This window comes from Chloroflexus sp. (assembly GCF_034431535.1).
Taxonomy (GTDB): Bacteria; Chloroflexota; Chloroflexia; order Chloroflexales; family Chloroflexaceae; genus Chloroflexus.
In genome coordinates this window covers 114,436-134,095 of sequence record NZ_DAOUDC010000049.1, presented here as the reverse complement: position 1 = coordinate 134,095, position 19,660 = coordinate 114,436, and the positions used below count along the sequence as shown (strand labels likewise).

The following is a 19,660-nucleotide window of genomic DNA, read 5'->3' as shown; positions in this document are numbered from 1 at the left end:
CTACTCAATGGCCTACAGCGGAATGATGGGACAGTGAATGGCCTTGTGTGCTCATAGTGATCCCCGCTGGGCCATTGCTTGACACATCTGCTACAATACATAGTAATCTAAGTTCAACACTGAAGGAGTGGCGTATGGCAATCGATGTGGGGGCAGTCATTCTTCTCATCCTCTTCACCATCGTTGGATTACGCCGCGGCGCTTGGCCAAGCGGGTTTGCGCTCGTGGGCACCCTGATCGGCGCCGTACTGGTTGATCTATGGCGGGATGGGGTTATCAATCTGCTCGGGCGCGCCGGGTTGGCCGATGGCTGGCCACTCTTTGTCACGTTAAGTGGATTGCTGGTTCTGGCGATGATCATCGGCTACGGCATCGATATGATCATCGAGTTTGGGCTAGAGGATGCCGCCGAGTGGTCTCATCGCTTGATCGGGGCCGCGTTCGGTGTCATGAATGCTGCTCTCGTCATAACGTACCTTGTGCGCTACGCTGGGGTTGCGTGGCCGGAAGTGACAAACGCCGATCGGTTGGCAACGACCTTGGTAACACCGCTGGTCATTGCATGGCTGCCATGGGGGATGTTAGCGCTGACGTTGCTTGGCGGGGTGATACTCGTGGTGCGTCTTCTGCATCTCTTCCGCACCGAGCGCGCGCTGTACGCTGATGCGCCGCGTTCCCCCAAAGAAGCCGATCTGCGCGTGCTCGAACAGATCAATCGTGCAATTGAGCGGCGGCGGCGATAACAGCATGTGCTGCTATGCCGCCTGTGTTATCGTGTTACGCTGATCAGCGGTTTGCCTAACCATTCTTCGTACAATTCGCCAAACCTGCCGGCTGCCAGCGCTGCGCGCACTTCGGCCATCAGGTTGAGCAGGAACGCGACATTGTGCAGGCTGACCAGCCTAATGCCGAGCAGCTCTTTCGAGCGGTAGAGATGGTGGATATAGGCGCGTGAGAAGTGGCGGCAGGTGTAGCAGGTGCAGCCAGCTTGCAACGGCCCCGGATCGTCGCGTAACGAGGCATTGGTCACGTTCAGCCGCCAGTTCCGCTCGCGGTTGCGCACTAGCACCGCGCCGTGCCGCCCCAGCCGGGTTGGGCTGACGCAATCAAACATATCGATGCCCCGCGCTACTCCTTCCAACAGATCATCAACATCGCCGACCCCCAACAGGTGGTGAGCCATACCGTCGGGCAGATAGGGCACGGTCATATCCACGACCTCGTACATCTGCTCTTTGTTAGCCCCTAACGATCCCCCGATGCAGAGGCCATCAAAATCCATCCTGCCAATCACTTCGGCGCTTGCCCGCCGCAGGTCGGGGAAGATGCCGCCATGCACGATCCCAAACAACAGTTGATTGGGGTTGGGCAGTGCGGTGCGGTTGCGCTGCTGGTGCGCCGTGAGGCAGCGTTCGGCCCAGCGGTGGGTGCGGGCCATGCTTTGCGCCGTGTAGTCGTAACCGGCCCGGAATGGTGGTAGTTCATCGAAGCAGACGATCACGTCTGCGCCGAGATGATGCTGCACCTCGATGCTCCTTTCCGGCGTAAAGACGTGGCGCGAGCCGTCGAGGTATGATTTGAAAATGACTGCCTCTTCGGTCACTGTCACCATATCACTTAGGCGGGATGGGTGCGCTGGTCGCCGGCCCTTGACCTCATCGGCGATCCCGCCGTAGACCAGCGAAAAGACCTGAAACCCGCCGCTGTCAGTTAGGATGGGGCCATCCCAGCTCATAAAGCCATGTAGGCCGCCGTGGCGCGCGATCAGCTCGTGGCCCGGCTGTAAGTAGAGGTGGTAGGTATTGCCGAGAATGATGGACGCGCCATGGTCGCGCAGTTCGTGCGGACTGAGCGATTTGACCGTGGCGCGCGTGCCGACCGGCATAAAGACCGGCGTCGCAACCGCGCCGTGAGCGGTTTGCAACACGCCAGCGCGGGCGCGGCTGTATGGATCACGAGCAGTAATCGTAAAATGCGACATGATTCCTACCGTAGAGCCGCATGGCTGTGCGGCTCCCACTACGACAACTGATGTTTAGCCGCACGGCTGTGCGGTGTCCAATCTGATCCCCAATGTACAGCCGCACAGCCGTGCGACTGCCAATCTGATCCCCAAACAACCGTAGAGCCGCACAGCCGTGCGGCTCCTCATGGCCGTATTATAACCGATTGCACCGGCATCTGTGCGGCCCCTAATCACGTGCGGCAACGTGGTATAATGCCCCCTATTCGCCCGATACGTGACGAGGCAACCCTGTGAGACGCTACATTCTCGCCATCGATCAAGGCGGCAGTGGCAGCCGCGCCGTGATTTACGATGATGAAGGCCACGTGCGGGGGTATGGCTACCGCGCCGTTGGGCGGGTCTATCCCCAGCCGGGATGGGTTGAGCAGCGACCGCGCGCGATTGCGCGCAGTGTGGCCGAGGCGATCAATGAGGCGCTCACCCGTGCTAGCGTGCGTGGCAGCGACCTGATCGCCTGCGGGATCACCTCGCAGCGCGATACCGTCTTTGCGTGGCATGCCCGTACCGGTCGCCCGATTGGTAATGCGATCACGTGGCAAGACTTGCGTACCGCGTCGTTGGTGGCAGCGTTGGCTGATACACCGTTGGGGCCGCAGCGGCGCGAACGGTTGGGCCAGTTCCCCGGCCCCTACGCCAGCGCGATGCACATGGCATGGCGGATGCAGCACGATGCCGCGTTTCGCCGCGCCGCCGAGCAAGGCGTGTTGCGGGTGTCGCTGGCCGCCGGGTGGATCGTGCAGGCGCTCGGCTGCCCGGCAGAACACGCGCTTGACCACTCACTGTTGCAGGCGATGACCGTCTACGATCCGCGCCGGCGCACGCTATGGGATGAGTGGATTGAGGCGCTCCAGATTCCGCGTGCGGCGCTGCCCATCTCTCGCCCGACGATTTACCATTTCGGCGAGTTGCATATCGATGGCGCAGCAGTGCCGGTGTTGGCGATGATCACCGACCAGCAATCGGCTCTGTTTGGCTATGATTGCCGTTCCCCCGGCCAAGCAGTGGCGACTCATGGCACCGCCTCGTTTGTGAATGCGGTGGTTGGCCCACATGCGCCGCCGCAAGGCATTTGCAAAACCTATTTGGCATGGGAGATTGGTGGTGCGCCAACCTATGCCCTCGAAGCCGATATGACGACCACCGGCGCAGCGGCCAATTGGCTGCGCGAGATCGGTTTGGTGCGGCGCGTCGCCGATCTCGACCGGCACGCAGCGATGGTGCCCGACAGCGGCGGCGTGGTCTTTGTGCCTGCGCTCAACGGGTTGGGGGTGCCGAGCGAAGATCGCAGCGCGCGCGGCGCGCTCTTTGGCTTGGCGTTAGGGGTGCAGGTGGGCCATATCGCCCGCGCTTTCTATGAGTCGATTGGCTTCCAATTAGCCGATATTCTGGCAACGATGCAGGCTGAGGCTGGGCTCACCATCACTGAACTGCGGGTGGGTGGTGGCTTGGCAGCCAGCGATCTGGCTTGCCAAATTCAAGCCGATCTGAGCGGGGTGATGTTGGTGCGCGCCCGCGATACCGAAACCACGGCCCGCGGCGTGGCGCTACTGGCCGGGGTTGGGGCCGGTGTGTGGTCGCCGCAGTCCTTGCCGGCGCTGGTTGATGATACGACGACGTGGTTTGCGCCGCGCACAACCGCCGCCGAACGCGAGGCCCACGTCGGACGGTGGCGGATGGCGATTGCTCGCGTGCAAGGGTGGCAACCGGCGCACTGATCCATCTCTGTACAGCCGCACGGCCGTCTCGCTTCCATCAAAAATCAGGCACAAAACAAGGAATATTCGTAATAGCTCTATGGTGTCTTGATACGGTTGCCGAAGCGAACAACACCTTCTATAATAGAGGAACAAACTTGCCAATATGTCTCACTATCGCTGGCGTAACCAATGGACGAGGTGACTCATGGGCTTGATCAAACGGGTTGGCACCAAATCTGTTAACGCACAACCTCCCGAAAGCGGCGCTGCTGCTGATGAGGGCACACGCCAGATCGGCCCATCTATGCCATCGTCTGCGTCTGACGAAGGCACGCGCCAGATGGCAGCGCGGCCTGCCGGCGAAGCGGACGAAGGCACGCGCCAGATGGCAGCGCGGCCCGCTGGCCAACCGGCGCCAGTCGCGCCGGTGATGCTCAACGCCGGCACCGTTCTCCAAGGACGTTACCACGTCGAGGGTCCAATCGGGATTGGCGGTATGAGCGTCGTCTACCGCGGGCGCGACTTGCGGTTCAAAGATGTGGTGCGCTATTGCGCGATAAAAGAAATGGCGCAGAGCGCGCTTGACTCGCAAACACGCCTGCTCAATCTCAAGAACTTTCAGCGCGAAGCTGGCTTGTTAGCTACCCTGCAACACCCTGCGATTCCCAAAGTCTACGACTTTTTTGAAGAGCACGGTAAAGTCTACCTCGTCCTCGAATTTATCCCCGGTAAAGACCTTGAGACGGTCTTGGAAGAAAACGGCAAGCCGCTCGATGAAGCGCGGGTGGCGCGGTGGGCATTGCAAATTTGCGAGGTGCTATCGTATTTGCATAATCACAAGCCGGAATCGGTCGTCTTTCGCGATATGAAACCATCGAACGTGATGGTGGTCGGTGATGATCGAATCGTGCTCATCGACTTTGGCATTGCTCGTAACCTCAATCGCAGCAATGCCAAGGGCACCATGATCGGCACCGAAGGCTACTCACCGCCCGAACAGTATCGCGGCATTGCCGAGCCGGTCGGTGATATTTATGCGCTCGGCGCGACGTTGCACCATCTGCTCACCAATACCGATCCGCGCCTCGAAACGCCGTTTACCTTCCAAGAACGTCCGATCCGTCAGATTAACCCCGCGGTTTCGCCAGAAATGGAAGCCGTGGTGATGCGGGCGCTCGAATATGATATGGCGGCCCGTTGGCAGAGCGCCGAAGAGTTCCGGCAGGCGTTGCTCACCGTGCCCTCCTTAGCCGAGACGGTTGGAGGGAAGCCGGCAGTTGCTGCTCCGGTCGTCGGGAAAGGGAAGAGCGCACAAACGACCGAGCTGGTCTGGCGGTTTACGTGCGAAGACGAGGTGCGATCGTCGCCGTTTGTCAGCGGCGGTTTGGTCTTTGTCGGCTGTTACGATACCAATATCTACGCCGTTGATGCTGTCCGCGGCGAGTTTCGCTGGAAGTATGCCACGCAAGGCGGCATTAGCTCGTCGCCGGCAGTGTCGCAAGATATGGTCTACATCGGTTCGGAAGATGGTTCGCTCTATGCGCTCGATGTGCGGCGCGGTACACCACGCTGGACATTCCGCACCGAAAAGCCGATCCGCTCGTCGCCGCGCATTGAAGACCGCGTGATCGTTGTTGGTTCTGATGATCAACACGTGTATGCCATCGATGGTCTCCGTGGCACGTTGATCTGGAAGTACCGCACGTGGAATCCGATCCGCTCGTCGGCCTGCATTAACGGTTCGTCGATCTTTATTGGCGGTGATGATGGTAATGTCTATTGCCTCGATGTGCGCACCGGTGCGGTGAAGTGGAAGCAGCGCACCCAACAGCCGGTTCGTTCGTCGCCAACCTGTAGCGATGGGTTGGTCTTTGTCGGCTCGCTCGACCAAAACCTCTATGCGCTCGATGCCGAAGGCGGCTGGCCGGCGTGGCGCTTTCGCACCGGCCATTACATCAACTCCTCGCCGTTCGTGGTCGGCACGCGGGTGTTTGTCGGCGGTGTCGATGGCAATATGTACGCGCTCGATACCAAGAACGGGCGCTTGGTCTGGAAGTATGAGGTTGGCAGCCAGATCACCTCGTCGCCACGGGTTGAAGGTGGCCGGCTCTATTTTGGCTCCGTCGATCAGGCAATCTACTGTCTCGATGCCGGTAGCGGCCAGTTGATCTGGAAATACCTCACCGATGGCCCTATCGTCTCATCGCCGATGATTGTCAATGGCGTGGTCTATATTGGCTCGATGGATCATCATCTCTATGCGCTCAAAGCGTGATTTGCAGGGCAAGGGAATGGTGCCGCTATGCCGGACGAAACTGTGCCAGCTCACGATGACTCACCCACGCAACCTTTGCATCCGGCGGACTCACTGCCAGAACTGTTGGCACCGATGGGGCTGACGCCGCCTGAAGAAGACGGTACGCGCCAGATCGGTTACGATTACCAGCCGTCTTTGACGCTGCGTCGTTCGGCGCAGGGCTTTGCCGCTGCCGCTGTGCGCGACATTGGCCGGGTGCGGGAAACGAATCAAGATTGCGCCTTAGCGATGATTATGACCTTGCCGCGCGAGAGCAGTGATGTACCGGTAGGGCTGTTTATCGTGGCTGATGGCATGGGCGGCCATCAGGGTGGTGAAGTGGCCAGCCGGTTGGCCGTGCAGACGGTGCTGACTAGTGTGCTGGAACGCCTTGTCTTGCCGGTGATCGAAGATGGATTGCTTGAGGCGTTGCAACCGCTGATGATCGAATCGGTGCAAGAGGCGAATGCCGCGATTTGGCGCGAAGCTCAGGCGCTCGGTTCTGATATGGGCACGACCTGCACGGCGGCATTGGTGATCGGCCATGGCCTCTATGTCGCCCACGTCGGCGATTCGCGCTGCTATGTGTATGAGCCGGGCGGGTTGCGCCAGCTCACGACCGACCACTCCACCGTAGGGCGGTTGATTGCGCTCGGCCAGCTCGATCCCGATGAAGCGCGCGAGCATCCGTTGCGCAACCAACTCTATCGCACGATCGGCCAGCAGCCGCAGGTAGCGGTTGATTTTGTCTATCACCAGCTCAATAATTGCTCGCATATCGTCTTATGTAGCGATGGCCTGTGGAGCATGGTGGACGAAAAGACGATGGAACGGGCGTTGCAGCATAGCCCATGGCCGCACGATGTCTGCCGCGAGTTGATCGCGCTAGCCAACTTGGCTGGCGGCGATGACAATATCTCGGCGGTTGTGGTGTCGTTGCCGCTCGATGAGGGCCAGCGATGAGCAAGGTTGATCTGCGCATCACGCTAAGCCGTAGTGTGTTGCCGGCTAGCGCCGAGCCGCAATTGCTTTATGCGCTGATTGAGGTGGTGGCCCAAAGCGGTGCGACCAAGATGCCGCGCTTGCCGATCAATCTTTGTTTGGTCATTGACCGCAGCTCCTCGATGCGCGGCGAACGGCTGCAGCAGGTCAAGCAGGCGGCGATGCAGATTCTCGACCTGCTCGGTGATAACGAAAGCTTTGCGCTAGTGACGTTTAACGATCGCGCCGAGGTGGTGGTGTCGGCCCAACTGGCGCGGGCGCGGCAGGAAATTAAGCGCCATATCAGCGCGATTGAGGCTGCTGGCGGCACCGAGATGGCCACAGGCTTGGCGTTGGGGGTGCAAGAATTGCAACGGGCCATGATGCCGCGCGCCGTTCATCGCTTGCTCTTGCTCACCGATGGCCGCACCTATGGCGATGAAGGCCGCTGCGTCGAGATTGCTCGCCGCGCCCAATCGCGCGGGATCGGGATTACGGCGCTGGGGATCGGCAGTGAGTGGAATGAAGATTTGCTGGAGACGATCGCCGCTCGCGAGAATAGCCGCACGCACTATATCACTTCCGCCAACGAGATCACCAAGGTCTTCACCGCTGAAGTCGAGCGCATGCAGAACCTGTTTGCCCAAGATGTACAGGTGCGGCTGGCCTTGCCGCCGCAGGCGTTGGTGCGCTCGCTCGATCGGGTGCGTCCCTTTATCGGGCCGCTGCCAGTGATCGAAGAGGCGGATTTTGTCTGGACGACGGCGCTCGGCGATTGGCCAGAGAGCGATACTCAAGCGTTGTTGCTTGAGATGGTGGTGCCGCCGTTGCCGGTTGGCCAGCATACCTTGCTGCGCCTCACTCTGCGTTACCGCACGCCGGGCAGCGATAGCACAATCCAAAGTCAAGAGCAGACGCTGCCGGTCGCGTTTCGCAACCCTGATGAGGTCGGCGATAGTGTTGATCCGACGGTGAAACACTGGCTTGAACGGCTGGTTGCTTACCGGTTGCAAGCCAGCGCGTGGCAGGCTGTCGAAGCGGGCAAGTTGGAAGAGGCGACCCGGCGCTTGCAAATGGCCGGTACCCGCCTCTTCGAGGCGGGTCAAGTTGAATTGGCCCGCACCGTGCAGGAAGAGGCGACCCGCTTGCTCCGCTCAGGGCAGGCTAGCGCCGAAGGACGGAAGCGAATTAAGTACGGGACGCGCGGCCTGATCGGGCGCGACGAGTCATCGTAGGCCGGAGTAGAAGACCCATGATCATCTGCAGCTACTGCCAAGCCCAACAGCTCGATGGTACTATCTTCTGCACCGTCTGCGGCGCTAGCCTCATCACTACCAAACCGCAACGCCAAACCACCGCTTCGCTCAATCGCGCAGCCGCCGAGTCAGCCGAACTTACTGAAGATGAGGCGACGATTTTGCCGGTGCCGGCCAACCCGGCAATCGGGCCGTCCATTGCGCTGGTGGTGCTGAGTTCGGGCCGGCGGATTGAGTTGCCGGCGGCGCCGGAATTGCTGATTGGACGCAAAGATCAGCAGCGCGGCTTTTTTCCTGATGTTGATTTCAGCCTCGATGGTGGGTATGATGCCGGCGTCTCGCGCCGCCATGCCCGGATCGTGTGTTCAAATAATTGTTATGGGCTTGAAGATCTCGGTAGCTCGAACGGGACGTTTCTCAACCGCCAGCGTTTGTCTCCCGGCCAGCCAATGCCGTTGCAACACGGTGATGAGGTGCAGTTTGGGATGCTGTTGGTTCGGTTTGAGGTGAGTTCATAAGTTTTGATACATTCGCGGAGGCTTCTCTATGCCGAAAACGGTCATTCTTCATCTTACCGGCGAAGATCCGCTGCTGGCCGATATGGATCATGAACCGCAGCCCGGCGATCTCTTCATCAAAGTCACCAATATGCGCAAGCGCGATGGCAAGCCAGTGCCCTATCTGGCCGCCGGCGTGCAAGCGGTGATCTTTCCGTGGCATCGGATCACGTTCATCGAGCTGATGCCGAGCGAAGAAGAACGCAGCCAAGTGATCGATTTCTTCCGCCAGTGAAGCCGCTCTTCCAACAGCTCATTTCGCCCGCAAGCGAGCTCTTCTATCGCCGTGATGATCCCAATGACCGGCGGCTGGGTGAAGTGGTGATCCCCGGCGTCGCCGGTTATGATTCTGCCGCGGTGGTGATCCTCGGTTGCCCGCAAGATCTCGGTGTGCAACGCAATCGGGGCCGGGCCGGCGCGGACCAAGGGCCAACTGCGATCCGGCGTTGCCTCTACCGGCTCGGTGTGGCTGGGATCGCCGATTTGCCTATCTGCGATCTCGGTGATGTGCCGGTTAATGGTGATCTGGATGCGATCCACGATCGTCACCGCGCCATCGCCACTCAGATTATCGCCGACGGTAAGTTGTTGATCAGTCTCGGCGGCGGCAATGACATCAGCTTCCCCGATATGGCAGCGTTGGCCGTCGCTGCGCCGGCGCCGCCATTGGCGATCAATATTGATGCCCACTACGATGTGCGCGCCGATCACCCCGCCAATAGTGGCACCCCCTACCGCCAATTGATCGAAGCCGGTGTAATCGATCCGCGCCGGTATTGGGTGATCGGCACGCAACCCCATGCCAATTCGCCGGTGTATACCACTTATCTGCGTGAACGCGGCGCTACAATCGTCGAGCTCAGCGAAGCGCGCCGCGCCGGTGTTGCGGCGACGGTGCAGGCGCTGTTGGCGGCTAGCGATGCGGCTAGTATCGGCTGGGGGTTCGATCTGGACGTGGTACAATCTGCCGAAGCTCCCGGTGTGAGCGCCCCTAACCCGCTCGGCATGCGCGGCGATGAGTTGGTGGCGCTCGCGCTGCTGGCCGGCGCTGAAAATCGTACCCGTTTGATCGAGTTCAGCGAACTGAATCCGCGGTACGATATTGATGCCTGTACAGCGCGGCTAGCGGCGGTCGCACTATGGTATGCGCTGGCGGCGTTTGCCGGGCGCAGCCATGCTTGACGTAAAGGATCAGCGATGCAATCCCTCTCCGTTACAAGCCGGCGGGCGGTGCAGTTTATTCTGCTGATGGGGGTAGTGAGCCTGCTGGCTGATATGGTCTATGAAGGCGGGCGTAGTCTGAGCGGGCAGTATTTGGCGCTACTCGGCGCAAGCGGCGCGGTGGTGGGCATTACCGCCGGCGTTGGCGAGTTGATCGGCTATGGTTTGCGTTTGGTGTTTGGCTATCTCAGTGACCGCACACGCCGGTATTGGCTGATGACCATCCTTGGCTATACCCTCACTATCATTGCCGTACCGATGTTAGCATTAGTCAATGCGTGGCCGCTGGCTGTCGGCCTGCTCATGGTCGAGCGGTTTAGCAAGGCGTTGCGCAGTCCGGCCAAAGATACGCTGATCTCGTATGCCGCCGATCGGGTTGGTTCCGGCAAGGGTTTTGGCTTGCACGAGGCGCTCGATCAGGTGGGGGCAGTGGCGGCGCCGCTGCTCTTGGCCGCCGTGCTGGCTGCCGGTTGGGGTTTTCAGGTTGCGTTTGGCTTGCTCATTGTGCCCGGTCTACTCTGTTTGGCCGTCTTGTTCACGGCCAGAGCGATGTTTCCCCAGCCGGCTGATTTGGCTGGCAAAACTCCGTCGCTCACCACCACCGGCTTCAACCGGCGTTTCTGGCTCTATCTGATCAGTGTGGGTTTGTTTGCCGCCGCGAGCGTTGATTTTGCGCTGGCCGCTTTCCACTTCCAGCGTACCCAAATGTTGCCCGCTGCCGCAATCCCGGCCCTCTACGCGCTGGCCATGGTCGTTGATGCAGTGGCGGCGTTGGGCTTCGGCTTCCTCTACGATCTGATCGGCTTGCAAACCCTGATTGGTGTGACGGCGCTAGCGACCTTCAGCACGCCGCTGCTCTTTAGCGGCAGTCTGATTGCGGCAGTGATCGGTGTGATAATCTGGGGCATCGCCCTCGGCGCGCAAGAATCGATTTTGCGCGCAGCAGTGGCCCAATTAGCGCCGGCTGAGCGCCGTGGCGCGGCGTATGGTCTGTTTAACGCCGGGTTTGGCCTGAGCTGGTTTGCCGGCAGCGCCGCGCTCGGCGTGTTGTACGATGTCTCACTGCCACTCTTGATCGGGGTAGCGGTGAGTTTGAATCTGGCTGCGGTGGTGGTCTTGTGGCTGATGGTGCGCTAGCTGGGGGCCGCGGTGCAGCGCTAATCCTGCGGTAGCGCCACTGCCGCGCTGTAATACGGTTCAGTGAGCGGTAGGGCCACAGCCGCGTGGCTCTACCGTATGGCCTTATGAATGAGATGATGCACGTCGGGTTGACCCTGCTTGTCGCTAGTGCCTTTGCCCTCTGGAACGGCTGGGGCTTGGCGCGGTTGTTGCTGCCTGCCGCCTTGCAACCGTGGCGCGCTTTGCTCGCGCCCTTGCTAGGCTATGCCCTGACCATCCTTGTTGGCTATTGGGTGGTGCGGCTGGTGGGAGGATTAGGTTGGGCGTTAGGGTTGCTGCTCCCGCTTGGCGGCCTGCTCAATGGGCTAGCATGGCGGCGCACTGGCCCGCCTAACCTCGCTGCAGCGCTGCGCCAGCATTGGCCGGCGCTACTGGTAGCGCTGATCGGGGTCGCCATCGGCGTCGCTCCACTCTTCAGCTATGGGTATGTGGCCCCTATCGGCGGCGGCTGGGATGTCGAAAACTACTGGCCAACGGCGCGTTACCTTACTCGCGGCCCGGTCAGCGCGATTGCGACCGCACCCGCTAACCCGCTGCGCGACATCAATGCCGATCCACCCCGCATTGGCTTGACACTCGGCTTTAGTATCTGGCAAGGGAGCGTTGATCTGCTTAGCGCCGGCGAACCGCTGCTGAGCTTTGCCCCGTTGCTGGCATGGCTGCGCGCCCTGGGTGTGCTCGGAATCTATGCACTTTTGCAGGCGCTGTTTGAGCTGCGGCGCGGCCCAGCCGCTTTCGGCGCGCTGCTGGCGGCGCTCAACGGCCTGTTGCTTTGGACAAGCTTTTTCAATTTTGGCATGCAACTGGCGGCGTGGCCGCTCATTCCGCTGGTGCTCATCCTTGGGCTGGCAGCGGTGCAGCCGGCTCCCGGCCAACCGTTCAATCCCTTGATCGCTGCCGCCATCGGTTTGGCTGCCATCCCAGTCGTCTATTACCCGGCCCTTGGCCCAATTGGGCTGATGGCGGCCGGAATTGGGGTTGTCACGCTCTGGCAGACGCGCCCCCGCTGGCCGCTGATCCAGCGGGCGTTGATCCTTGTCCTCCTCACCCTTGTGCTGGCCGCTCCTGCCATTCCCGACTATTTTGCCGGCTTTAACTATCGCTACAGCCTGCCACTGACCACCCTCGGTTTGTTTCGCTTCGTGCCGCTGAGCGATATTGTGGGTCTCACTCTCTTCCGCCTGCGTGAAGCGCCTGAACCGCTCTCCCCACCGCTGTGGCTGGCGGCAGTTGGCTTGGCCGGTTTCGCCGGCTACGGCCTGCTGGCCGGGCCGCAGCGCGGTCGCTGGCTCGGTCTGCTGGCCGCTGCAGGCGGGTTTCTGCTCTACCTGCGGTTTGGCGCTACATACCACTACGGCTACCTCAAGGCGGCGGCATACATGGGTTGGCTAGCCGGCGCGCTGGCAGCGAGCGGATTGCAGGCAGCGCTCGATCATCTGCGCGCGCGTCCGCGATGGCTGCGCCGGTTGGTGGCCGTTAGCGCAACTGTCGTCATCGGCGGCGCTGTGGCTTTCACTGGTGGCAGAGTAGTGGCTGATCATTGGGGCCAACCCGGCCTGTTTGCCAATGAATTGCCGGCGCTGAGCGAATTGCGCCGCGTAGCGCCTGCCGGCAGCACCGTCTGGCTCACCAGCGATCCGCGCGTACAAGGCGTCACCAGCGGTCTGGCGGCCTATCTGCTCGATCATGCCGTGGTCTGGGGTGATGTGCGCACCGGCTACGCCTCAGCGAGCGCGGGTGAACCCGATGCTGTCGCCGATTACGCCCTCTTGCAACGCGACGAAGACCCGACCCTGTGGGGCTACGCCGCTCCGCCGATCTGGAGCGGCGGAGCGTACCGCCTCTACCGGCGACCAGAAGGGTTGCTGGCCCATCTGCGGTTGGCGCAGGTGGTGGATGGGGCGCAATCCATCACCATTCCGGTGAGCGCCAACCGGCTGTCTCCCGCCACCCCATCGCCCAACCAAGAGCAGGTAACGCGCTGGATCCAGCTCCAAACCGTCACCCTCACCCCGGCTGAGCTGATCATTGATGGCCGGCGTTACGCAGTACCGGCAGGCCTTGGCGCGATCACGGTCGGCCCGCTCACCACGCCCCACACCCTCGCCATCCAAGCCGGTGCTACTCCCATCCGGTTGCGGGCCGTGAGTCTGCTGGCGTCCCCGCCTGCCAGCGCCGGAGTCATCCCCCACAGTGTCGTGCTCAGCGCGGCCAGCGCGGCCGATGGGTTGCGCGTTGCCACTACGATCGGCATGCTCAATCCAGACAGCGGGCCGTTGGTGGCGGCGCTCGAACTGTGGGATCGGCGGCAGGGAACGTTCTTTGGCCGCTACGGCCTGCGCTTGGGGCCGGCGGCGACAACCCAATCGGCAACAGTAGCGATCGATCTTGCGACCGGTGCGCCGGTAGCCTACGGCGCTGCCGGCGAGCCCTTGCCGTTGGGGGTGCAGCAAGGCGTCGCTGCGCCCGGAACCTACACAGCCCGCTTGTGGGTCGGCACCGACCAGCGTGCATTGCTCACGCCGGTTGACCTCTTCTCCTTCACGATCGATCGCGCCGGCGGCATCACGCTCGATTGGGTGGCCCAATACCCGCTCATGGCCGCCCGCATCGATCGCCCGCTGCAACCGCTCGCGGCCCAATTTGGCGACGATATGCTGTTGTGCGGCTACGATCTGCTTGCCGGGCGAATCACTGCCGGCGATACAGTTGCCATCACGCTCTGGTGGCAGTCGTTGCGCGGCAATCTCGACGAACGGAGCGTCATGCTCCATCTGCGTAACGACCGCGACGAACGCATGATTGACGCTGACGGTCCGCCGGCGGCTGGCGGACGACCGACCAGTCTGTGGCAAGCCGGCGAGGTCATCATCGACGATCGCCGGTTAACCATTCCCGCCGATCTGCCGCCGGGCCGCTACTGGCTGGTGGTGGGCAGCTACCGCTGGCCCTCGCTCGAGTTGGTGCCGTTACGCGATGCCAGCGAACCGGTCTGGCGCATCCCAATTGAAATTATCGCGCCTGATGACGCCTAACAACCCGGTTAGACCGCTGGCAGTCGCTTTTCGGCAAGCCTGTGCAATCTGTAACAACTTTTGGTACAATAGCACCAAACCACAACGCCATATAACATGCGTGCCGTCGCTGTCGAGCTGCCGGCATCAGCGTGGACGGCCAACGTATCAATGGCGATGCAGTCGTTGTATCACGAAAGAGCACGGCTATGAGCAAGAACACCCTCACCGTTACCGACAATCGCACCGGTAAAACGTACGAAATCCCGATTGAGAACGGTACCATTCGCGCGACCGATTTGCGCCAGATCAAGACTGATGATGATGATTTCGGCTTGCTGTCGTATGATCCGGCTTACCTCAACACCGCTTCGTGCAAGAGCAGCATTACCTACATTGATGGCGATAAAGGGATTTTGGAGTATCGCGGCTACCCAATCGAGCAACTGGCCGAGCAAAGCTCGTACCTTGAGGTGGCGTATCTGCTGCTCTACGGCGAATTGCCCTCGAAAGAGCGGCTCGCGTGGTGGGAGTACCGCATCAGTCGGCACCTCTTCCTCCACAACAGTCTTGTCGAGCTGATCCAAGCCTTCCGCTACGATGCGCACCCGATGGGCATCTTGATCAGCTCGGTCGCGGCGATGTCAACCCTCTACCCCGAAGCCAAGAATATTCACGATCCGGCGGTGCGCGAGAAGCAGATTTGGCGCATTATCGGCCAGATTCCAACCATTGCCGCCTTCGCCTACCGCCACCGGATTGGCCGGCCCTTCAATCTGCCCGACAGCTCGCTCAGCTATACCGCTAACCTGCTCTATATGATGGACTACATGAACCAGCGCGATTACGAGGTCAACCCGGTGCTGGCCAAAGCGCTGGACGTGCTCTTCATTCTGCACGCCGATCACGAACAGAACTGCTCGACGTCGGTGATGCGCAGTGTCGGGTCAAGCCATGCCGATCCCTACAATGCGCTGGCGGCGGCAGCGGCGGCGCTGTACGGCCCGCTCCATGGCGGCGCCAACGAGGCAGTGCTGCGCATGTTGCAGCAGATTGGCCATCCCAAGAATGTGCCGGGATTCATCGAGCGGGTCAAGAAGGGCGAGATGCGCCTGATGGGCTTTGGTCACCGCGTGTACAAGAACTACGACCCGCGGGCCAAGATCATTCGCAAGATCGCGCACGAAGTCTTCGCGGCGACGGCGGCCAATCCCCTGCTCGATGTGGCGATTGAGCTGGAGCGGACGGCGTTGGAAGACGAATACTTCATCTCGCGCAAGCTCTACCCGAACGTGGACTTCTACAGCGGGTTGATCTATCAGGCGCTGCGCTTCCCGATCGAGTATTTCCCCTTCCTGTTCGCCATTCCGCGCGCGTCAGGCTGGTTGGCGCAGTGGCTGGAGATGCTCGAAGATCCCGATCAGAAGATCACCCGCCCACGGCAGGTGTATGTTGGCGCGCAGCGGCGCGATTATATTCCCGTCGATCAGCGGTAAACCGTAGGGGCCGAGCGCCGCTCTGCCCCTTGTGCCGGGTAACGAAACACTCGTTCGTATGGAGAGGCAGAGTACCGCTCTGCCCTGTATAATGCGCAGAGCAAAGGGGCGGAGCAACGCTCTGCCCCTTCGTTCCCCTGCTTACACCTTAAACGCGTTCCGTCCAGCGTACTTCGCCGCGCTGCCCAATTCCTCCTCAATGCGCAGCAACTGGTTGTACTTCGCGATACGGTCGGTGCGGGCCGGCGCGCCGGTCTTGATCTGGCCGGCATTCGTCGCCACCACCAAATCGGCGATCGTCACGTCTTCGCTCTCGCCCGACCGGTGCGAGACCACCGTCGTCCACCCACTGCGCTGCGCCACTTGCATTGTATTCAGCGTCTCGGTCAGCGAACCGATCTGGTTGAGCTTGATCAGAATCGAGTTGGCGGCTTGAAGTCCGATCGCGCGTTGCAACCGCTGCACATTGGTGACGAGGAAGTCGTCGCCGACCAGTTGAATCTTGTCGCCGAGCTTGGCCCGCAACAGCACCCAGCCATCCCAGTCATCTTCGGCCAAGCCGTCTTCGAGCGAGATGATCGGGTAGCGACCTACCAGATCGACCCAGTAATCAACCATCTCGGTGCTGGTCAGGACGCGCCCCTCACGCTTGAGGTGGTATTTGCCATCCTCGAAGATCTCGTTCGTGGCCGGATCAAGCGCGATAAAGACCTGCTCGCCCGGCCGATAGCCAGCCTTCTCGATCGCCTCCATAATCAGTTGCAGCGGAGCGTCGTTGGTCGGCAGGCTCGGCGCAAAGCCGCCTTCATCACCCACGGTCGTGCTGAAGCCGCGGTCGTGGATGACCTTCTTGAGCGCGTGGTAAATCTCGGCGCCCCAGCGCAAGCCCTCGCGAAAACTTTCCGCCCCGACTGGCATAATCATAAACTCCTGAAAGTCGGTGCTATTGGTGGCGTGCTGGCCGCCGTTCATAATATTCATCATCGGCACCGGCAGCATGTGGGCGTACACACCGCCGAGGTAGCGGTAGAGCGGCATGCCAAACGCGGCGGCGGCAGCCTTAGCAGCCGCCAGCGACACTCCCAAAATCGCGTTCGCCCCCAGCTTGCTCTTGTTAGGCGTGCCGTCGAGCGCGATCAGTTCGTTATCGAGCGCAATCTGATCGGCGGCGTCAAAACCGATCAGCGCCTCGGCAATATCTTGATTCACCGCCTGTACCGCCTTCAGCACACCCTTCCCGTTGTAGCGCGACTTATCGCCATCGCGCAGCTCAAGCGCCTCGTGCGCGCCGGTTGATGCGCCGCTCGGCACAATTGCTCGCCCTACATCGCCGCTCTCCAGCCGAACATCGACCTCGATCGTCGGGTTGCCGCGCGAATCAAGCACTTCGCGGGCAATGATCGCTTCGATAAGAGTTGACATAGTTCCTCCGGGTAACAAAGCCCGAAACCACTAGCCTCGCAGCAACTTGCTGCTAGCCGCGCTCAGTATAGCACGGATGCAACGCTTCATGCGGTAGCGGTTGCTTGCCGCCGCCGCGCAAATCCCATTTGTTCCCCATTCGTTGTCCCTACTAGCGTAATTGCCGCAAAGCGTGTATGCTAAAAGTACCGGAGTTGCACATGGGGAAGGAGCAACCTTCATGCGACCGCGTGAGCACTTTGATCACGAATTGGATGCCCTGCGCAAGCAGGTGGTGGAAATGGGGCGCGCCGTCAGTGTGGCGCTTGAGCAGGCTATTACGGCGCTAGAACAGGGAGATGCTGAATTGGCTAAGGCGGTGGTGGCCGGTGATACTGCCCTCAACGCGGCCAAGGATGCTATCGAGCAGCAAGCGGTCAATCTGATTGCAACCCAACAGCCGGTGGCGCGCGATCTGCGCCGGATTGTGGCCGCCATCGCAATGAGTTATGAGTTGGAACGAATCGCTGATTATGCCAAGAGCACGGCCAAGATGGTGATTGGCAGTCCTGACCCCAATCGGGGGCCACTGGTGGTGCCGGCAGAGCTCGTGGTGTTGGGCAAGACGGCGCGGGCTAATCTTGATCGCACGCTCGCGGTGCTGGCAAACGGGGGTGCTGATGCGATCAAAGACATTATCGCCCACGAGGACGAGATCGACCACGAGTACAAGCAGTTGAAACGCACCTTGGTTGCGAAACTCACCCCGCCCGAAACTGCCGATCTGCTCTTTATCGCTCACAACTTCGAGCGGGTTTCTGACCGGGCCTTGAACATGGCCGAGAAGATCATCTTCATCACTAGCGGCGATCAAGTCGAATTGAACGATTAATCGCTCTCTCCGGTACGGGCACAGCAGCGCTGTGCCCCTCCCTTAATCCGCATTGACGTTTGTCTCGCGCGCTTGTACTTGCCCCTGCGCGCCAATCTGGATCGGCCCAATCGGCTTGAGACTGCAACTCGCGCAGAGGTCGGTAATTGCCGATAACGCCGCCGGTGCGACCAGCAAGACCAACCGGTCTCCCGGTACAAAGACGGTGCTGCCGTTTGGGATAATGTAGCCGTCTTCACGTTGAATCTGTACAACCAACAACCCGCGCGGTAGATCGGCATCGATCAGCGATTTGCCCACCAGCGCCGAATCAGGTGGAATGTGCGCTTCCAGAATCTGGCTGGCGCCGCTCACATCCGGCACAAACAGATGGCTGACCACGTGTTCCGGCTGGGTGCTCATCACACCGAGCCGGCGCGCGACCCAGCTAATCGAAACCCCTTGCACCAGCACCGATACCAGCACGATAAAGAAGACAAGGTTGAACAAGAGCGGCGCATCAGGGACGCCAGCCAAGAGTGGGAACGTGGCTAGTACAATCGGTACCGCGCCGCGCAAGCCTGCCCACGAGATCATCAAGAGTTGCGCCAGTGAGCGCCTTTTCCAACCAATGGAGATCATGACCGACAATGGCCGGGCCACAAAGACCAGCCACAGCGCCATGGCCAAGCCTTGTCCGACCACCGCCGGCAGTTGTGACGGGAACACAAGCAACCCGAGAATGAGGAACATCGCAATCTGGCTGAGCCACGCGACGCCGTCGTGGAAGCGCAAGATCGAGCGCTTATGCACGATGTTGGCGTTGCCGAGCACAATGCCGGCCAAGTAGACCGCCAAAAAGCCGTTGCCGCCGATGAGCGCGGTAAAGCCGTAGGTCAGCAGCGTCAGCGCCATCGTCAACACGACGTACAACCCCTCTTGTTGCAGCCGGATGCGATTGACGACCCAGATCATCAAGCGGCCAAAAGCGTAGCCGCCGGCTACGCCCAGTACCATTTGGAAGATAAAGGCCGGTACAAGGCTGATGATGGAGCCTTGCGGGTTGATGAGTAATTGCGTCAGCCCGATCGTCAGAAAGACCGCAATCGGATCGTTACTGCCCGATTCCAGTTCAATCAGCGGTTCGAGCCGGTGTTTGAGATGAATGCCGCGGGTTCGCATCACGCTAAAGACTGCCGCTGCGTCGGTTGATGAGACGATCGCCCCTAATAACAATGCTAGCGGCCAGTCGAAGCCGAGGATGAGCCGCGCCCCCGCCGCGGCAATGATCGTACTGACCAATACGCCAACATTGGCGAGGATCAATCCCTCAGTGAGCACTGGCTTGATAATCGGCCAGTCAGTATCGAGCCCGCCGGAAAAGAGAATGTAAATCAGGGCGATGACGCCGATCAGTTGGGCTGCGGCGGCGTCGGTGAAGGCGATACCACCCGGCCCGTCAGAACCAGCCAGCATGCCAACGGCCATAAAGAGAATGAGCGCCGGCACGCCAAACCGGTTCGAGGCGCGGGTGGCGGCAACGCTAATCGCCAGTAACAAGCCGGTAATGAGTAACAATGGTTCGGTTGCCATGGTTGTGCTCCGCTATACAATGCATAAGTAGCATAACATGTATAGCAGTTGCGAACACGGCTGGCCGATGAA

General features: G+C 60.7%; 15 protein-coding genes. 12 read left to right on the top strand and 3 right to left on the bottom strand.

The window, feature by feature from the left end:
• Window positions 1-134 precede the first annotated feature (134 nt).
• Complete coding sequence (locus tag U9R61_RS11875; RefSeq protein WP_322489029.1) at window positions 135-743, top strand: CvpA family protein; 609 nt, start codon at window positions 135-137, stop codon at window positions 741-743.
• Between the two features lie 26 nt (window positions 744-769).
• Here U9R61_RS11875 and tgt read toward each other — a convergent pair whose 3' ends face one another.
• Entirely contained in the window at window positions 770-1,981 is a 1,212-nt protein-coding gene (tgt, locus tag U9R61_RS11870; RefSeq protein WP_322489028.1) for a tRNA guanosine(34) transglycosylase Tgt, read from the bottom strand.
• A gap of 275 nt (window positions 1,982-2,256) precedes the next feature.
• Here tgt and U9R61_RS11865 point away from each other — a divergent pair, with 275 nt between their 5' ends.
• The 10 genes from U9R61_RS11865 (at window position 2,257) to U9R61_RS11820 (ending at window position 15,723) form a co-directional block, all read left to right on the top strand.
• Complete coding sequence (locus U9R61_RS11865; RefSeq protein ID WP_322489027.1) at window positions 2,257-3,741, top strand: FGGY family carbohydrate kinase; 1,485 nt, start codon at window positions 2,257-2,259, stop codon at window positions 3,739-3,741.
• Window positions 3,742-3,928: 187 nt separating this feature from the next.
• Window positions 3,929-5,998: a PQQ-binding-like beta-propeller repeat protein gene (locus U9R61_RS11860; RefSeq protein WP_322489026.1), complete on the top strand. Its 2,070-nt coding sequence runs from the start codon at window positions 3,929-3,931 to the stop codon at window positions 5,996-5,998.
• Window positions 5,999-6,025: 27 nt separating this feature from the next.
• The gene (locus U9R61_RS11855) at window positions 6,026-6,982 is read left to right on the top strand and encodes a PP2C family serine/threonine-protein phosphatase (protein ID WP_322489025.1); all 957 of its coding nucleotides are present in this window, start codon (window positions 6,026-6,028) and stop codon (window positions 6,980-6,982) included.
• Complete coding sequence (locus U9R61_RS11850) at window positions 6,979-8,235, top strand: vWA domain-containing protein (protein WP_322489024.1); 1,257 nt, start codon at window positions 6,979-6,981, stop codon at window positions 8,233-8,235. The genes U9R61_RS11855 and U9R61_RS11850 overlap by 4 nt, the downstream gene beginning before the upstream one ends.
• Before the next feature lie 17 nt (window positions 8,236-8,252).
• Window positions 8,253-8,774 carry an FHA domain-containing protein gene (locus U9R61_RS11845; protein ID WP_322489023.1) on the top strand — a complete coding sequence of 174 codons (522 nt, stop codon included), beginning with the start codon at window positions 8,253-8,255 and terminating at the stop codon, window positions 8,772-8,774.
• A gap of 28 nt (window positions 8,775-8,802) precedes the next feature.
• Window positions 8,803-9,048 carry a hypothetical protein gene (locus tag U9R61_RS11840; protein WP_322489022.1) on the top strand — a complete coding sequence of 82 codons (246 nt, stop codon included), beginning with the start codon at window positions 8,803-8,805 and terminating at the stop codon, window positions 9,046-9,048.
• Complete coding sequence (locus U9R61_RS11835) at window positions 9,045-9,995, top strand: formimidoylglutamase (RefSeq protein WP_322489021.1); 951 nt, start codon at window positions 9,045-9,047, stop codon at window positions 9,993-9,995. The genes U9R61_RS11840 and U9R61_RS11835 overlap by 4 nt, the downstream gene beginning before the upstream one ends.
• A 15-nt stretch (window positions 9,996-10,010) precedes the next feature.
• Window positions 10,011-11,171 (top strand): MFS transporter, encoded by a 1,161-nt coding sequence (locus U9R61_RS11830; protein ID WP_322489020.1) that lies wholly within the window; start codon window positions 10,011-10,013, stop codon window positions 11,169-11,171.
• Between the two features lie 107 nt (window positions 11,172-11,278).
• Entirely contained in the window at window positions 11,279-14,248 is a 2,970-nt protein-coding gene (locus U9R61_RS11825) for a hypothetical protein (RefSeq protein ID WP_322489019.1), read from the top strand.
• A 188-nt stretch (window positions 14,249-14,436) separates the two neighbouring features.
• Window positions 14,437-15,723 carry a citrate synthase gene (locus U9R61_RS11820; RefSeq protein ID WP_322489018.1) on the top strand — a complete coding sequence of 429 codons (1,287 nt, stop codon included), beginning with the start codon at window positions 14,437-14,439 and terminating at the stop codon, window positions 15,721-15,723.
• A gap of 141 nt (window positions 15,724-15,864) precedes the next feature.
• Here the strand turns inward: U9R61_RS11820 and eno are convergent, their stop codons facing one another.
• A complete protein-coding gene (gene eno, locus U9R61_RS11815; RefSeq protein WP_322489017.1) occupies window positions 15,865-17,145 on the bottom strand; it encodes a phosphopyruvate hydratase in 1,281 nt (426 codons plus the stop codon).
• A 220-nt stretch (window positions 17,146-17,365) separates the two neighbouring features.
• Between eno and phoU the strand changes: the two genes are divergently transcribed.
• A complete protein-coding gene (phoU, locus tag U9R61_RS11810; RefSeq protein ID WP_322489016.1) occupies window positions 17,366-18,016 on the top strand; it encodes a phosphate signaling complex protein PhoU in 651 nt (216 codons plus the stop codon).
• Between the two features lie 42 nt (window positions 18,017-18,058).
• Here phoU and U9R61_RS11805 read toward each other — a convergent pair whose 3' ends face one another.
• Window positions 18,059-19,588 (bottom strand): potassium/proton antiporter, encoded by a 1,530-nt coding sequence (locus tag U9R61_RS11805; protein WP_322489015.1) that lies wholly within the window; start codon window positions 19,586-19,588, stop codon window positions 18,059-18,061.
• Window positions 19,589-19,660 lie beyond the last annotated feature (72 nt).

Excerpts from the sequence above, each read along its gene's own strand:
- U9R61_RS11875 (WP_322489029.1), top strand. The coding sequence starts at position 135 with ATGGCAATCGATGTGGGGGCAGTCATTCTTCTCATCCTCTTCACCATC.
- tgt (WP_322489028.1), bottom strand. The coding sequence starts at position 1,981 with ATGTCGCATTTTACGATTACTGCTCGTGATCCATACAGCCGCGCCCGC.
- U9R61_RS11860 (WP_322489026.1), top strand. The coding sequence starts at position 3,929 with ATGGGCTTGATCAAACGGGTTGGCACCAAATCTGTTAACGCACAACCT.
- U9R61_RS11855 (WP_322489025.1), top strand. The coding sequence starts at position 6,026 with ATGCCGGACGAAACTGTGCCAGCTCACGATGACTCACCCACGCAACCT.
- U9R61_RS11850 (WP_322489024.1), top strand. The coding sequence starts at position 6,979 with ATGAGCAAGGTTGATCTGCGCATCACGCTAAGCCGTAGTGTGTTGCCG.
- U9R61_RS11845 (WP_322489023.1), top strand. The coding sequence starts at position 8,253 with ATGATCATCTGCAGCTACTGCCAAGCCCAACAGCTCGATGGTACTATC.
- U9R61_RS11840 (WP_322489022.1), top strand. The coding sequence starts at position 8,803 with ATGCCGAAAACGGTCATTCTTCATCTTACCGGCGAAGATCCGCTGCTG.
- U9R61_RS11830 (WP_322489020.1), top strand. The coding sequence starts at position 10,011 with ATGCAATCCCTCTCCGTTACAAGCCGGCGGGCGGTGCAGTTTATTCTG.
- U9R61_RS11825 (WP_322489019.1), top strand. The coding sequence starts at position 11,279 with ATGAATGAGATGATGCACGTCGGGTTGACCCTGCTTGTCGCTAGTGCC.
- U9R61_RS11820 (WP_322489018.1), top strand. The coding sequence starts at position 14,437 with ATGAGCAAGAACACCCTCACCGTTACCGACAATCGCACCGGTAAAACG.
- eno (WP_322489017.1), bottom strand. The coding sequence starts at position 17,145 with ATGTCAACTCTTATCGAAGCGATCATTGCCCGCGAAGTGCTTGATTCG.
- phoU (WP_322489016.1), top strand. The coding sequence starts at position 17,366 with ATGCGACCGCGTGAGCACTTTGATCACGAATTGGATGCCCTGCGCAAG.
- U9R61_RS11805 (WP_322489015.1), bottom strand. The coding sequence starts at position 19,588 with ATGGCAACCGAACCATTGTTACTCATTACCGGCTTGTTACTGGCGATT.